This is a genomic window from Sinorhizobium sp. B11, from assembly GCA_039725955.1.
Taxonomy (GTDB): domain Bacteria; phylum Pseudomonadota; class Alphaproteobacteria; order Rhizobiales; family Rhizobiaceae; genus Rhizobium.
The window spans coordinates 3,557,883-3,571,996 of record CP091034.1; the positions used below are offsets into that span (position 1 = coordinate 3,557,883).

The following is a 14,114-nucleotide window of genomic DNA, read 5'->3' on the forward strand; positions in this document are numbered from 1 at the left end:
ATGCAACCGTTTTGATGAACGTAACGCATTTTTGTCGCATCCCTCAAAACGAAACGGGCGAGGACCAAGGTCCCCGCCCGATTTACCCGACAAAGGAGAGATTATTCCGCAGCGACCCGGATGTGGTCTTCCTCATCCTGCGGATGATTGTCGTTGTGCTGGACGAGAGGACGGTTGCCCGTCATCCGGCGCAGGAGCACGTAGAATACCGGCGTCATGAAGATGCCGAAGAAGGTCACGCCGATCATGCCCGAGAAGACCGCGACACCCATGGCCGCGCGCATCTCGGCACCGGCGCCCGTCGAGGTGACGAGCGGCACGACACCCATGATGAAGGCCATGGAGGTCATCAGGATCGGGCGTAGGCGCAAGCGGCTGGCCTCGATTGCGGCTTCACGCGGCGTCCTGCCTTCAAACTCCAGTTCGCGGGCAAATTCCACGATCAGGATCGCGTTCTTGGCCGATAGACCGACAAGGACGACGAGGCCGATCTGCGTGAAGATGTTGTTGTCTCCACCGGTGAGCCAGACGCCGGTCAAGGCGGCGAGAACACCCATCGGCACGATCATGATGATCGCAAGCGGCAGCGTCAGGCTTTCATACTGGGCAGCCAGCACAAGGAAGACGAGCAGCAACGCCAACGGGAAGACGACGACGCTGGAGTTACCGGCAAGGATTTGCTGGTAGGTCAGGTCCGTCCACTCGAAGTCGATACCCGCAGGCAGGGTCTCGTGCAGGATCTTCTCGATTGCCGCCTGGGCCTGGCCGGAGGAGAAGCCCGGAGCCGGACCGCCGTTGATATCGGCAGCGAGGAAGCCGTTGTAACGGTTCGCACGCTCAGGACCGGTACTTGCATCCACCTTCAGCAGGGCTGCAAGGGGGATCATCTGGCCCGATGCCGAGCGAACCTTCAACTGGCCGATATCTTCCGGCTGGGCGCGGAACTTGGCATCGGCCTGCACACGGACGCTGTAGGTGCGGCCGAAGGCATTGAAGTCGTTCACATAGAGCGAGCCGAGATAGATCTGCAGCGTCTGGAAAACATCGGTGACGGAGACTCCGAGCTGTTCGGCCTTGGCACGGTCGAGGTCAGCATAGAGCTGCGGCACGTTGATCTGGAAGCTGGAGAACAGGCCGGCAAGTTCAGGCGTCTGATAGGCCTTGGCAAGAACGGCCTTGGTTGCTTCGTCGAGCGCCTGGTTGCCCAGACCCGCGCGATCCTCGATCTGCAGCTTGAAACCGCCCGTCGTGCCGAGGCCGTTGACCGGCGGCGGCGGGAACATGGCGATGAAGGCATCCTGGATGGCGCCGAACTTCTGGTTCAGAGCCATGGCGATCGCCCCGCCCGAGAGGTCAGGCGTCTTGCGCTCATCAAAATCCTTCAGCGTCACGAATACGATGCCGGCATTCGAAGAGTTGGTGAAACCGTTGATCGACAGTCCCGGGAAGGCGATGGCGTTGGCAACGCCCGGCTGCTTCAAGGCGATGTCCGTCATGCGCTTGATGACGTCTTCCGTACGGTCGAGACTTGCAGCATCCGGCAACTGGGCAAAGCCGATCAGATACTGCTTGTCCTGCGACGGCACGAAGCCGCCGGGAACCGTATTGAAGATGCTGTAGGTCGCACCGACCAGCGCAAGATAGATCACCATGACGATGCTCTTGCGCGAGACGAGGCCGCCGACACCCTTGCCGTAGGCATTCGAGCCGGCACCGAAGGCGCGGTTGAAGCCACGGAAGAACCAGCCGAAGATCGCGTCCATGAAACGCGTCAGCCAGTCCTTCGGCGCATGGTGACCCTTCAGGAGAAGAGCAGCCAGAGCCGGAGACAGCGTCAGCGAATTGAAGGCAGAAATAACGGTCGAGATCGCAATCGTCAGCGCGAACTGGCGGTAGAACTGACCCGACAGACCGGAGATGAAGGCGAGCGGCACGAAGACCGCGACAAGCACCAGAGCGATCGCGATGATCGGACCGGATACTTCCTTCATGGCCTTGTAGGTCGCCTGACGCGGACTGAGCCCGGCCTCGATGTTGCGCTCGACGTTTTCGACGACGACGATCGCGTCGTCGACGACGATACCGATCGCCAGCACCAGGCCGAAGAGGCTGAGCGCGTTGATCGAGAAGCCGAACATGTACATGACCGCGAATGTACCGATGATCGATACCGGAACGGCAATCAGCGGAATGATCGAGGCACGCCATGTCTGCAGGAAGAGGATGACGACGAGAACGACGAGCGCGATGGCTTCGAGCAGCGTGTCGATAACCTTCTCGATCGAGGCGCGCACGAACTTCGTCGTATCGTAGACGATCTCGTACTTCACGCCTGTCGGCATGGCGAGCTGCAGTTCGTCCATGGTGGCGCGAACATTATCGGCGATCTCGATCGCATTCGAACCCGGTGCCTGGAGAACGGCAACAGCCACAGCAGGTTTGCCGTCGAGCAGCGAGCGCAGCGTATAGTCGGCAGCACCAAGTTCGATGCGGGCAACATCGCGCAGACGGGTGATCTCGCCATTGGCGCCTGTCTTGACGATGATATTGCCGAATTCCTCAGGCGTGCGCAGGCGACCCTGTGCATTCACGTTGAGCTGCAGGTCGACGCCCTTCTGGCTCGGCGAAGCGCCGATGATGCCAGCAGCGGCCTGGACGTTCTGCGAGCTGATCGCATTGCTGATGTCGCTTGCGGCAAGATTGTGCTCGGCAGCCTTCTGCGGATCGATCCACACACGCATCGAATAGTCGCCGGCGCCGAAAACCTGCACCTGGCCGACACCGGCGATGCGGGCCAGACGGTCCTTGACGTTCAGTGTCGCGTAATTGCGCAGATAGGTGATGTCATGGCTGTCTCCATCGGAGACGAGGTTGACGACCATGATGAAGTCAGGCGAGCTCTTGACCGTGGTGATGCCGAGCGCACGAACTTCCGCAGGCAGGCGCGGTTCGGCCTGCGATACGCGGTTCTGCACGAGCTGCTGTGCCTTGTCCGCATCAGTGCCGAGCTTGAAGGTGACCGTGACGTTCAAGGCGCCGTCAGACGTTGCCTGGCTGGACATGTAGAGCATGCCCTCGACGCCATTGATCTGTTCTTCGAGCGGTGTGGCCACCGTTTCGGCAATAACGGACGGGTTTGCGCCGGGATAGGTGGCGTGCACGACGATCGACGGCGGCACGACCTCGGGATATTCGGAGATCGGCAGCGCCCGAAGGCCGATAAGGCCGGCGACCACGATGAGGACCGAAAGAACACCGGCAAAGACCGGACGGTCGATAAAGAATCTGGATATGTTCATTTTAACGCCCTCTCCGGGGTGAACATGGATGCAAAGTCCCTCGCCGGTGGCTTGAAGGCACACCGGCAGGTCATGTTATCTAGGGAAACGGCCGCCTCCCCGAGGGAAGGAGGCTCAGATCTTACTGAGCGGTCGCGACCTTCTCTTCCATCTGGGGCGCTACGACGGCGCCCGGACGGATGCGCTGCAGTCCGTTGACGACAATCTTGTCGCCGACATTCAAGCCGCCTTCGATCACGCGCTGACCATCGAACAGCGAGCCGAGCTGAATCTGCCGGTAGTTGACCTTGTTCTGGTCGTCGACGACGAAGACGAACTTCTTGTCCTGGTCGGTGCCGATGGCACGATCACTGATGACGATCTTGTTTTCGGCCTTCGGCTGGCCCATGCGCACCCGCACAAACTGGCCGGGGATCAGCTTGCCGCCCGGATTGTCGAAGACAGCTCGCACTGCAATCGTGCCGCTGGCCGCATCCACCTCATTATCGACGAGCTGCAGCTTGCCCTTGATCGGCGTTCCTTCATCGGCAAGCGTACCGATTTCGACCGGGATCTGCTCGACGGCAGGCAGCGCCGCGTCGGTTGCCGGAAGCTCCGAAAGAGCCTTGGTGACCATCTCTTCGCTTGCATTGAAGCTCGCATAGATCGGTTCGACCGAGACGAGCGTCGTCAGCTCGGGCGAGGCCGAACCGGCCGCAACAATGTTGCCGACCGTCACCTCGATCTTGCCGATACGGCCGGAAACCGGCGCCTTGACCTGCGTGTAGTCGAGATCCAGCTGCGCGGATTGAAGGGCTGCCTGTGCCGAACGCAGGCTTGCCTGGGCTTCAGCCAGCGTGCTCTGGCGCTGGTCGAGATCGCTCTGCGAGATCGTCCGGTTGTCCGAAAGACGGCGGCCGCGGTCGAGTTCCGTCTGCGCCAGGCTGACCTTGGCTTCCGCCGAAGCGACCTGGCCTTGCGCCTGGGAGACGGCCGCCTGATAGGGAGCCGGGTCGATGGCAAACAGCAGATCGCCCTGCTTGACCAAGGCACCTTCACGGAAATGCACGGACTGGATGGCGCCTCCGACACGGGGGCGAATCTGCACGCGGTCGATAGCCTCGAGACGACCGGAGAAATTCTCCCAGTTCGTCACGTCGCGGCTGGCGACGACAGCAACCGTCACCGGCACAGCGGGAGGCTGCGCAGGTTCAGAGGCGGCCGTGGCGGTTGCGCTCATCGGCAGTTCGAAAAAGATGGCAGCGGCCGAAATGGACGCAGCAACACCCAGACCGGCGCCCACCAGGGCCCAGCGTTTACTTCTGGACGTCATTGGTACTCTCCTTGCGGCCGAACGGCCGTAAAAATCAGTTCGTTTTCAATGCAATTGTGGCTGAACGCTCACGTCCTGAAGAAAATCTCCAAAGTGGCGGCTGACGTTGCCCTGCCACGTGGAAGTCCCCTCAGATTTTCCGCCGTAAATGGATGGCCAACCTGTCCCGGCGGGGAGAACATGCTGGCGCACGGCAACGCCTGCCTTCTTCAGGCGAGCGGCGTAACCGATAGTCTCGTCGTGCAGCGGATCATCCTCCGCCGTAAAAATCAGAGCTGGCGCAACACCTGATATCCGTGAGCACAGGCAGGGCGCAGCATAGGGATGGCAGCCGCCGCCGCTCAGGTAATGGCTCCAGCCTTCCGTCCAGCGCTGGCGCATGCCGATCTTGTCCGCCTTGCGAATGGAGGATGTTCCCATGAAGGGATCGAGAAGAGGAGAAAGCAGGATCTGGCCGTCGAGCGCATCCGGCATCTGGTCACGCGCCTTCAGCGCGACACCGGCAGCGACGTTACCACCCGCCTCTTCGCCGGCAACGAAAAGCAGCGACTTACGGTCGCCGAGACCGGCTTTCTTGAGTGCGAGATAGGAAAAGATCGAGAAGGAAACTTCGAGCGCCTTCGGAAAAACATTGCCCGAAAGCGTGCTGTAATCGGCAGAAACGACGATCGCGCCGGCTTTTGCGAGGCTGCTTGCAATCGGGCGATCGGCATTCGGGTCCTTGTCGAGAAACGCCCCGCCGTGCAGATATAGCACGATTGGCGGCCCCTTGCCGAAGTCGGCACCCATGTAGACGCGCGCAGAAACGGGGCCAGCGGCCACCTTTTCCAACACCATGTCTTTGATCTCGGGCACCATCGTCACTATCTCTTGCTGCCTACCACACCTCGACAGACAACGCCTGTCTCTTGCATTTTGCACCAAAAAGATATTGTTATTCAAATCGGGGAATAAGAAGCGATATCGCGATAACACTATTCCGAATCCTGAACAATGTTGCAACGCAAACTGCGGAATTGAACCGATGGATCAGCTCTCGGCAATGCGCGTCTTCATCCGCGTGGTGGAGACGGGCAATTTCACCCGCGCCGCCGACATGCTCGCCATGCCCAAGGCGACGGTGACCAATCTCATTCAGGGGCTGGAGGCGCACCTGCGTACCAAGCTCCTCAACCGCACCACCCGCCGCGTGATGGTGACGACGGACGGCGCGCTTTACTACGAACGCGCTGCGCAGATCATTTCCGAGCTCGAGGAGCTGGACGGCAGTCTCTCAAACTCACAGAGCCTGCCGACGGGCAGGCTGCGCGTCGAGATGGCCGGCGCCTTTGCCGATTCCATCCTGGTGCCCGCGCTCTGTGATTTCTACGAGCGTTATCCCGATATCCGCATCGACCTCGGCGTCGGCGACCGCACCGTCGACTATCTCGCCGAAAACGTTGACTGCGCGTTGCGCGCCGGCACGCCGGCTGATCAGTCGCTGATCGCCAGGCGCGTCTCGGAAATCGAAATGATCACCTGCGCCGCACCGCTCTATGTGGAGAAATTCGGCCTGCCGCAGCGGCCGGAAGAGCTTGAAACGGAACACTATTCGGTCAATTACTTCCGCGCTCAGAACAATCGCACGGTGCCTTTCGAATTCCGCAAGGGCAATGAGACCATCGAGGTCAATCCGCGCTATATCGTCTCCGTTAACGACAGCCGCACCTACATGACCGCAGCACTCGCCGGCCTCGGTCTCGCCCAGATCCCGATCTTCATGGCCCGTGAGCCGCTGGCGAAGGGAGAACTGGTGCAGACCCTGACGGAATGGACGCGCGAGTCGCTGCCGCTCTACGTTGTCTATCCCCCGAACCGGCATCTCAGCAACAAGGTCCGTGTCTTCGTTGATTGGCTGGTGAAACTGCTGGCGGACGCCAAGCTCAACGCTCGCTGACAAACGCCGCCACAAAAGAAAACGGCCCGTGATGGGAGGGATAACCGTCACGGGCCTTAATCTGATGTCTGAAACTGAAGGCCTGTCGCACCGCAGGAAAGGCGCGGCAGGCCCTGGAGTGGAGGTCGGGAGGCCGGCGACGATTTGCCGTCTTCCTCCGTCCAATCTGATATAGGTGCGCTTAGCCGGATAGTAAGAGGCAGCACCAAAGAGGCCGTTCACAACTTTGCGACAGGCGGTTATCTGTTGACAACGGGCTTCAGCAGATCCTCGATGCCGATGCGGCGGAAGAGCTCGGCACGCACGCGGTCGGCAACGCCGTTGACAATTTCCGCACCGTCTTCCGACGGATCGATATGGGTGCGGAACGGGCGCTTGCCGAAGGGCATATTCACCACATCGACGATCGCGGTCGCAACGGAAGCAGCATCCGCGTCGGCAGGTTCAAGCGAGGCAAGGCCCTTCAGCGCCTGGTCCGGCACGCCCTTATAGGGACCGTCATTATATTCTGCAGCTCGAGCCGTATCGGCGGGCGAACCGGAATGGGCGAAGTGGTTCGTGCCCTTGGTGAAGGCACCGGGAACGATGATTGCCGTTTCGATGCCCCAGCGGGTCAGTTCACTGGCATAGGAGACGGCAAGCGAGTCCATGGCGGCTTTGGCGGCGAAATAGGGAGCAAGGTATGGAGGTGTGCCGCCGCGAGTGGACGAGGAGGAAACCCAGACGACGAGACCCCTGCCCCGGTTGCGCAGGTGCGGCAGCACAGCGCGGTTCACACGCTGGGTCGACAGCACGTTGATGTCAAAAAGCTCGGCATATTGCTCAGGCGTGAAGGCCTCGGCCGGACCGAAGGACATATGGCCCGCATTGTGGATGATCGTATCGATGTGCCCCTCAGCGGAAATCACCTTGGCAATGCCTGCTTCGACGGAAGCATCGGACGCGACATCCAGTTCGACAGCCTTGAGATCGACACTGTTCTCTTTCGAGAAGGCTTCGACGGCCTCGACCTGCGGCCGGTTACGGCCTTCTGTTTCGCGCATCGAGGCATAGACGGTGTGGCCGGCCTTGGCGAGCGCACGGGCGGTAAGAGAGCCGAAGCCGCTGGAAGCACCGGTGATGACGATGACTTGCTTGCTCATGATCCTGTTCCTTCTACTCGAGTGGGTTGGCTATTCGAGTGGGTTGGCTGTTCGAATGGGGTTGATTGAAACAATGCGAGGGAGGAGCGTGGCGGCGCCCTCGCCGCCACGAAATCTGCGTCAGACCATGCCGCCATTGGCACGCAGCACCTGACCGTTGATCCAGGCGCCGTCAGGGCCGGCGAGGAAGGCAACCACAACGGCGATATCCTCAGGCGTGCCGAGGCGTTCGAGCGGGTTTGCCTTTGCAAGGCGATCGATCAGCTCATCGGACTTGCCATTGAGGAAGAGATCAGTGCCCGTCGGGCCGGGAGCGACCGTGTTGACGGTGATCTGGCGGCCGCGCATCTCCTTGGAGAGGATGGCGCCCATGGTCTCGACGGCAGCCTTCGTTGCGGCATAGACGCTATAGGTTTCCGGCTTCAGGCCGACGACCGAGCTCGAGAAGTTGATGACCCGGCCACCGTCACGCAGGCGCTTGGCAGCCTCGCGCAGCGTATTGAACGTGCCCTTGAGGTTGACGCTGATCTGGCGGTCGAAGCTTGCATCGTCGACATCGGCAAGGCGCGACAGCAGCATGATGCCGGCATTGTTGACGAGGACGTCGACACCGCCGAAGGCTGCCTCTGCCGCGTCGAACATGCGGCGCACAGCCTCGGCATCGGCCACATCGCCCTGTGCCGTCAGCGCCTTGCCGCCGGCCTTCTCGATCTTCTGGGCCAGGTCTTCAGCAAGGGCAGCGTTGCCGGCGTAGTTGATGACGACGGTAAAGCCGTCCTTGGCGAGACGTTCAGCAATCGAAGCACCGATGCCGCGGGAGGCGCCGGTTACGAGAGCGACCTTGTTTTGATTGGCAGACATTTTCTTCTCCTTTGCTTCGGCGCCTCAGCGCCCTTTCGATGAGGAGAGGATGCCCCTTTATGTCTTGCGGATAATCAGCCATTATTCGGCATCACTATCCGGGAAACGCGAACAAATTAGATGGACAGATTTGATGCCATGCGGGTCTTTTCCCGCGTCGTGGAGCGCCGCAGCTTCACGCTTGCCGCAGAAGATACCGGCCTCCCGCGCTCGACCGTGACGGACGCGGTCAAGCAACTTGAGGCGCGCCTCGGCGCGCGCCTGCTTCAGCGCACCACCCGTCATGTCAGCCCGACGCTCGATGGCGAAGCCTACTACCAGCGTTGTCTGTCGATCCTTGCCGATATCGAGGAGGCTGAAGGCGCCTTTGCCGGCGCCAAGCCGAAAGGCCTGCTGCGGGTCGACGTGCACGGCACGCTGGCCCGCCATTTCGTATTGCCGAGCCTGCCGTCGTTTCTGGAGACCTATCCCGATATCGAATTCTACATGAGCGAAGGCGACCGGCTGGTGGACCTGGTGCGCGAAGGCATCGACTGCGTGCTGCGCGTTGGCGTACCGCAGGATAGCGACATGGTCGCCCGGCGCGTCGCCATGCTGGACGAGATCACACTGGCCTCTCCCTCTTATATCGCCGCTTTCGGCAAGCCTGACCACCCGGAGAGGCTGGATACACACCGCATGGTCGGCTTCCGCGCGACGGGCAGCGCCGGCCCGCTGCCGCTGGAATTCATCGTCGATGGCAGCGTGCGCAACATCACCATTCCCGCGACCGTCACCGTCAATGCCGCCGAAAGCTATATTTCCGCTGCCCGCATGGGCCTCGGCATGATCCAGATCCCGCGCTACCACGCCGAACAGGATCTGGCCGCTGGTAGCCTCGTTCACGTGCTCGCCAATTTTCCGCCGACGCAGACGCCTGTCTCGTTGCTCTACCCGCGAAACCGCCAGCTTTCGCCGCGCGTGCGCGTTTTCATCGACTGGCTGGTGAAGGTCTTTGCTCGACAAACCGCCGAAAACGCGGTTCACTCATATTAGCATTTTCGGAGAAAGAGATATGGCACTCAGCGATATCATCGTCTATCAGGCCGACGAAGGCTTCATCGTCGAATTCGGCGGCGAAGGGGAAGACAGGATTGCGGTGACACTGCGCGAAGCGCCCGATCTTACCCCCGACAATGCCATCGCCAAAGCCAGGGCACTGATGACCTTGGCTTTAGAGCCCGTTCACGGAGATAGCGCCCGCAGCAAGGATCCAGCCCTGCTGGAGGAAGAGCTGAACGAAGGCCTGGAGGATTCCTTCCCGGCAAGCGACCCGGTTTCCGTCACCGTTTCCTCCATTCCCATGCGCGATCCGAATACCGGCCACTAGATCTGCATCGGTATCTATTGCCGATGCCGTGAGGGCCAGGACGTTCCGGCTGGCGGATCATCGAAGGGGATGGTATCGCCAGTCTCCATGAGCATCGAGACGATCAATGGCGCGATCGGCGCCGGCCCGCTTGCCGGGGAGAGCCTGCGCCAGTTCTTCGAACGCGATGCGATCGAGGTCGCCCGCGATCTGCTCGGCTGCTACCTCATGGTCAATGACGCGGGCGGACGGATCACCGAAACCGAAGCCTATTACCCGGACGACGAGGCGTCTCACAGTTTCCGGGGACCGACCAAGCGCAACGGCGCCATGTATGGCCGTCCGGGAAATGTCTATATCTACCGCATCTATGGCATGTACTGGTGCCTGAACTTCGTCTGCACGCCGGGCTCGGCAGCGCTGATCCGTGCCTTGGAGCCGGAAACCGGACTGGCCGCCATGGCGGAAAGGCGCGGCACAGATGTGCTCACACAGTTCTGCAGCGGTCCGGGAAAACTCTGCCGGGCGCTCGGCATCGATATCGCCATCAACGACCGGATGCTCGACCAGCCGCCCTATGCGATCTCGCCATCCGCGCCTGTTCCGATCGTCTCGGGCAAGCGGATCGGCATTACGAAAAATGCCGAAGCACCGTGGCGCTTCGGCATTCAGGGATCGCGATTCCTGAGCAAACCGTTCCGCTGACGCGGAGGCTGCAACGTCATTCCATGACGGCACTATGGTCCATGGCCGGCGGCGCCTTCGGCTTCCTCAAAAGCAGCACCAGCGGCATGACGGCCAGCGACATCAGCATCAAGAGCTTGAAGTCATCAATATAGGCGATGATGGTCGACTGTAGTGTGATGAGGTCGTTGAGGGCGGCACGGCCGACTGCCGTCAGCGGACTGAGGCTCTGGGCAGCCGTCGCATTGAATGCATGGTTGAACGGCGTCACGTAGGCTGCGATCGACTCGTGATTGCTCTGCGTATTCTCGACGATCAGCGCCGAGACGATCGAGATTCCGACCGAGGAGCCGATGTTACGCGACAGGTTGTAGAGGCCGGTCCCGTCGCCCCGCATCTGCGCCGGCAGCGTCGCAAAGGCGATCGTCGTCAGCGGCACGAACAGGAAGCCGAGGCCGGCACCCTGGATGAAGCCGACCGAAACGATCGTCCATTGCGAAACGTCAGGCGTCCAGCCGGTCATGTCGTACATTGCCCAGGCGGTCAGACCGAGGCCGAGCAAAAGCAGCCAGCGCGTATCGACCTTGCCGATCAGCCGGCCGACGATGAACATGCAGAGCATGGTCCCGAGCCCGCGCGGCCCCATGACGATGCCCGCCGTGATGACCGGATACCCCATCAGCGTCTGCAGATAGGGCGTCATCAGCGCCAGCGAGGCGAGATAGGTAATGCCGATCACGAAGATGAAGATCATGCTGACGGTGAAATTCTGGTCGAGGAACAGCCGCGGATTGACGAAGGATTTCTCCGCCGTCAGCGTATGCACCAGAAGCAGATAGAAGGCCGCAGCGCAGACGATCGCTTCGACGACGATTTCGCCCGAAGAGAACCAGTCAAGCTGCTCGCCGCGATCAAGGAAGAGCTGCAGCGCGGCGATGAACAGGCTCATCATCCCGAAGCCGAACCAGTCGAGCTTGGCGAGCGCATCCCTCTTCGTCTCTGAAACGAAGATGACGATGCCGGCAAAGGCAAGTGCGCCGATTGGGATGTTAATGTAGAAGACCCAGCGCCAGCTGATATTGTCGGTCAGCCAGCCGCCGATGACAGGCCCCAGAACCGGCCCGACCATGACCGAGACGCCGAATAGGGCCATGGCCGAGCCGCGCTCCTCGACGGAATAGATGTCGAGGAGGATGCCTTGGGAAAGGGGAACGAGCGAGGCGCCGAACAGGCCCTGCAGCAGCCGGAAGGCAACGATTTGCGGCAGCGACTGCGCCAGACCGCACAGGATGGAGGCGACGACGAAGCCGACGATCGCCGTCAAAAGCACGCGCTTGCGGCCGAACTTGGCGGCAAGGAAGCCCGATGGCGGCGTCATGATGGCGGCCGCGACGATGTAGGAGGTCAAGACCCAGTTGATCTGGTCGGCGGAAGCCGAAACGCTGCCCTGGATATAGGGCAGCGCCACGTTGGCAATCGTCGTATCCAGCGCCTGCATGATGACGGCCAGAATGACGCAGGCCGTGATCGCGCCGCGATTGGCAACGGGGGTTGCCGGTGATGCAGGAGCATTGCTCATGGCCGTTACTCGTGGCTCTTGGCCTGGCCCAGAAGGTTGCTGATGAAATCGGGAAGGCCGCGTGCATGACCGGTATCGACATCGACGACCGTGCTCATGCCGACGCGAAGCGGCGGCTTGCCTTCGGTCTCATCGATGCTGACGCGCATCGGAATGCGCTGCACGACCTTCACCCAGTTGCCGGTGGTGTTCTGTGCCGGCAGCAGCGAGAAGGATGAGCCGGAAGCCGGGCTGATGCTCTCGACCTTGCCCTTCCAAACGACGCCCGGATAGGTATCGACATAGATGTCGGCCGTCTGGCCCGGCTTGACATAGGTGAGTTCGGTTTCCTTCGGGCTGGCGGAGATCCACAGATGGGTGGTCGAAACCAGTGAGAAGGCCTGCTGCGAAGCCTGCAGGTAGGAACCGACCTGCAATGCGTTCACATTGGTCACGATACCGTCGAACGGTGCCTTGACGATGCTGTGGTCGAGTTCGCGCTGGTCGTTGTCGACCTGCGATTTGGCCTGCAGGTAAAGCGGGTTCTCCTCGACCGGTTGATCGGCATTGCCGCCGAGCTGGGCGAGTGTCGTTGCGGCTTCCGCCTTGGCGACGGAAACCTTCTGCTGTGCGACCTCAAGATTGTGCTTGGCTTCGTCATAGGCCGACTGCGTGGCGCTGCCGTTGTTGACGAGGTTCTGCTGCCGGTCGAACTGGTCCTGATAATAGGGCAGATCGGCTTCGGCCTGGGTGATTTCGGTCAGCGACTGCCGGTAGCTGGCCTGCATATTCATGATCTGGTTGCGCTGTGCGCCGAGCTGCGCCTTGGCGCCATCGAGCGCGATCTTGAAGGAATCCGACTGCAGGCTGAAGAGCACCTGTCCTGCCTTGACCTGCTCGTTCTCATGCACGTTGATCTTGTCGACGATGCCCGAAACGTCGGTGGTGATGCCCACCATGTCCGCCTGGATATAGGCATTGTCGGTCGACATGATCTGACCGCCATTGACGTAATAGTAGCCGCCGACGGCGAGCGCCACGGGCAGCAGTGCAAAGAGAACGGGACGGGTGAAGCTGCGCCGGCGGCGGACCTTATTGCCGCCAGGCGCAGCCACCGCGACAGCCGCAGGCGCTGAATTGGATGAAGGCGCCTCAGCTACCGTTTCCGGTTGTTGGGTAATTTCTTCGACAGGTTTTTTGGCATTGGCGTCGGACACGACGCGCAAGGAGGATTGATCAGCCATGATTCGTCTCATTCTCGGCGACCGGGGACCGGCACGCCTGCACCAGGTTCGTCTTCATTACGGATAGGATATGGAAAAGCTGCTCGCGCTGTTCCGGCGCGATGCTTTCCAGCGCTTCGCCGCGAGTCACGTCGCCGATCTCACGCATTTCGGCGAGAATCGGATGGGCAGCCTCGCGCATGTAAAGCAGCCAGATGCGCCGGTCGGTCGGGTGCTGGCGGCGCTCGATCAGGCCGCGCTCGGCGAGCTTGTCCAGGATGCGGACCAGCGTGATCGGCTCGATTTCGAGGATTTCGGCAAGCCCGCTCTGATGGATGCCCTCATTGTTGGCGAGATAGGCCAGCGTCTGCCACTGAGACCGCGTCAGCCCAAGGTCCTTTGCGCGCTGCTCGAACCGCTTGCGCAACAGGCGGGCGACGTCGTGCAGAAGAAAACCGAGTGTTGGATTGTTGGTCATTTACCTTCGCCGGCTAGTAATAAGCATCCTTATGATAATGGTAGATATATTGAGCATGTGCAATGCACAAGCATGCAGCCTCAAGATTCCGCAGCTGCGGCCAAAATGCCGCAGCCCACCGTTCGGCGAGCCTTCCGATCTGGTTTTGAGCGACCCAAGCTGGCGTCGAAACGCCTCGCGCAAATGTGATGACGCGACACATCCGCAGAAATGCAGGGGTTTGCGGAACGCCAAATCAATGCGAACAATTGGCGTTTGCAATTTTTGGATTTC

12 protein-coding genes are annotated in these 14,114 nt (G+C 60.9%); 4 read left to right on the forward strand and 8 right to left on the reverse strand.

The genetic code is table 11. The features are described from left to right. Positions 1 to 101: 101 nt before the first annotated feature. The 3 genes from LVY75_27755 to LVY75_27765 form a co-directional block, all read right to left on the reverse strand. Positions 102 to 3,299 (reverse strand): efflux RND transporter permease subunit, encoded by a 3,198-nt coding sequence (locus LVY75_27755; GenBank protein ID XAZ22573.1) that lies wholly within the window; start codon positions 3,297 to 3,299, stop codon positions 102 to 104. Between the two features lie 121 nt (positions 3,300 to 3,420). After that, positions 3,421 to 4,611: an efflux RND transporter periplasmic adaptor subunit gene (locus LVY75_27760; GenBank protein XAZ22574.1), complete on the reverse strand. Its 1,191-nt coding sequence runs from the start codon at positions 4,609 to 4,611 to the stop codon at positions 3,421 to 3,423. Positions 4,612 to 4,656: 45 nt separating this feature from the next. Continuing rightward, positions 4,657 to 5,469, reverse strand: a complete 813-nt coding sequence (locus tag LVY75_27765; GenBank protein XAZ22575.1) for an alpha/beta hydrolase — start codon at positions 5,467 to 5,469, stop codon at positions 4,657 to 4,659. Positions 5,470 to 5,635: 166 nt separating this feature from the next. Here LVY75_27765 and LVY75_27770 point away from each other — a divergent pair, with 166 nt between their 5' ends. Then, the gene (locus tag LVY75_27770) at positions 5,636 to 6,547 is read left to right on the forward strand and encodes a LysR substrate-binding domain-containing protein (GenBank protein ID XAZ22576.1); all 912 of its coding nucleotides are present in this window, start codon (positions 5,636 to 5,638) and stop codon (positions 6,545 to 6,547) included. Positions 6,548 to 6,786: 239 nt separating this feature from the next. On the opposite strand, the gene LVY75_27775 is transcribed toward LVY75_27770, so the two are convergent. Then, the gene (locus tag LVY75_27775; protein ID XAZ22577.1) at positions 6,787 to 7,689 is read right to left on the reverse strand and encodes an SDR family oxidoreductase; all 903 of its coding nucleotides are present in this window, start codon (positions 7,687 to 7,689) and stop codon (positions 6,787 to 6,789) included. Between the two features lie 120 nt (positions 7,690 to 7,809). Further along, entirely contained in the window at positions 7,810 to 8,550 is a 741-nt protein-coding gene (locus LVY75_27780; GenBank protein ID XAZ22578.1) for an SDR family oxidoreductase, read from the reverse strand. A gap of 120 nt (positions 8,551 to 8,670) precedes the next feature. Here LVY75_27780 and LVY75_27785 point away from each other — a divergent pair, with 120 nt between their 5' ends. The 3 genes from LVY75_27785 (at position 8,671) to LVY75_27795 (ending at position 10,603) form a co-directional block, all read left to right on the forward strand. Next, on the forward strand, positions 8,671 to 9,585 hold the full coding sequence (locus tag LVY75_27785; protein XAZ22579.1) for a LysR family transcriptional regulator: 915 nt from the start codon (positions 8,671 to 8,673) through the stop codon (positions 9,583 to 9,585). Between the two features lie 19 nt (positions 9,586 to 9,604). Next, positions 9,605 to 9,919 carry a hypothetical protein gene (locus LVY75_27790; GenBank protein ID XAZ22580.1) on the forward strand — a complete coding sequence of 105 codons (315 nt, stop codon included), beginning with the start codon at positions 9,605 to 9,607 and terminating at the stop codon, positions 9,917 to 9,919. Positions 9,920 to 9,988: 69 nt separating this feature from the next. After that, the gene (locus LVY75_27795) at positions 9,989 to 10,603 is read left to right on the forward strand and encodes a DNA-3-methyladenine glycosylase (protein ID XAZ22581.1); all 615 of its coding nucleotides are present in this window, start codon (positions 9,989 to 9,991) and stop codon (positions 10,601 to 10,603) included. A 16-nt stretch (positions 10,604 to 10,619) separates the two neighbouring features. Here LVY75_27795 and LVY75_27800 read toward each other — a convergent pair whose 3' ends face one another. The 3 genes from LVY75_27800 to LVY75_27810 are packed head-to-tail and all read right to left on the reverse strand — an operon-like array spanning position 10,620 to position 13,841. Beyond that, positions 10,620 to 12,161 (reverse strand): DHA2 family efflux MFS transporter permease subunit, encoded by a 1,542-nt coding sequence (locus LVY75_27800; GenBank protein ID XAZ22582.1) that lies wholly within the window; start codon positions 12,159 to 12,161, stop codon positions 10,620 to 10,622. A gap of 5 nt (positions 12,162 to 12,166) precedes the next feature. After that, positions 12,167 to 13,384, reverse strand: a complete 1,218-nt coding sequence (locus tag LVY75_27805; GenBank protein ID XAZ22583.1) for an HlyD family secretion protein — start codon at positions 13,382 to 13,384, stop codon at positions 12,167 to 12,169. Further along, complete coding sequence (locus LVY75_27810) at positions 13,377 to 13,841, reverse strand: MarR family transcriptional regulator (protein XAZ22584.1); 465 nt, start codon at positions 13,839 to 13,841, stop codon at positions 13,377 to 13,379. Before LVY75_27810 ends, LVY75_27805 begins: the two co-directional genes overlap by 8 nt. Between the last annotated feature and the right edge of the window lie 273 nt (positions 13,842 to 14,114).

Excerpts from the sequence above, each read along its gene's own strand:
- LVY75_27755 (XAZ22573.1), bottom strand. The coding sequence starts at position 3,299 with ATGAACATATCCAGATTCTTTATCGACCGTCCGGTCTTTGCCGGTGTT.
- LVY75_27760 (XAZ22574.1), bottom strand. The coding sequence starts at position 4,611 with ATGACGTCCAGAAGTAAACGCTGGGCCCTGGTGGGCGCCGGTCTGGGT.
- LVY75_27765 (XAZ22575.1), bottom strand. The coding sequence starts at position 5,469 with ATGGTGCCCGAGATCAAAGACATGGTGTTGGAAAAGGTGGCCGCTGGC.
- LVY75_27770 (XAZ22576.1), top strand. The coding sequence starts at position 5,636 with ATGGATCAGCTCTCGGCAATGCGCGTCTTCATCCGCGTGGTGGAGACG.
- LVY75_27775 (XAZ22577.1), bottom strand. The coding sequence starts at position 7,689 with ATGAGCAAGCAAGTCATCGTCATCACCGGTGCTTCCAGCGGCTTCGGC.
- LVY75_27780 (XAZ22578.1), bottom strand. The coding sequence starts at position 8,550 with ATGTCTGCCAATCAAAACAAGGTCGCTCTCGTAACCGGCGCCTCCCGC.
- LVY75_27785 (XAZ22579.1), top strand. The coding sequence starts at position 8,671 with ATGGACAGATTTGATGCCATGCGGGTCTTTTCCCGCGTCGTGGAGCGC.
- LVY75_27790 (XAZ22580.1), top strand. The coding sequence starts at position 9,605 with ATGGCACTCAGCGATATCATCGTCTATCAGGCCGACGAAGGCTTCATC.
- LVY75_27795 (XAZ22581.1), top strand. The coding sequence starts at position 9,989 with ATGGTATCGCCAGTCTCCATGAGCATCGAGACGATCAATGGCGCGATC.
- LVY75_27800 (XAZ22582.1), bottom strand. The coding sequence starts at position 12,161 with ATGAGCAATGCTCCTGCATCACCGGCAACCCCCGTTGCCAATCGCGGC.
- LVY75_27805 (XAZ22583.1), bottom strand. The coding sequence starts at position 13,384 with ATGGCTGATCAATCCTCCTTGCGCGTCGTGTCCGACGCCAATGCCAAA.
- LVY75_27810 (XAZ22584.1), bottom strand. The coding sequence starts at position 13,841 with ATGACCAACAATCCAACACTCGGTTTTCTTCTGCACGACGTCGCCCGC.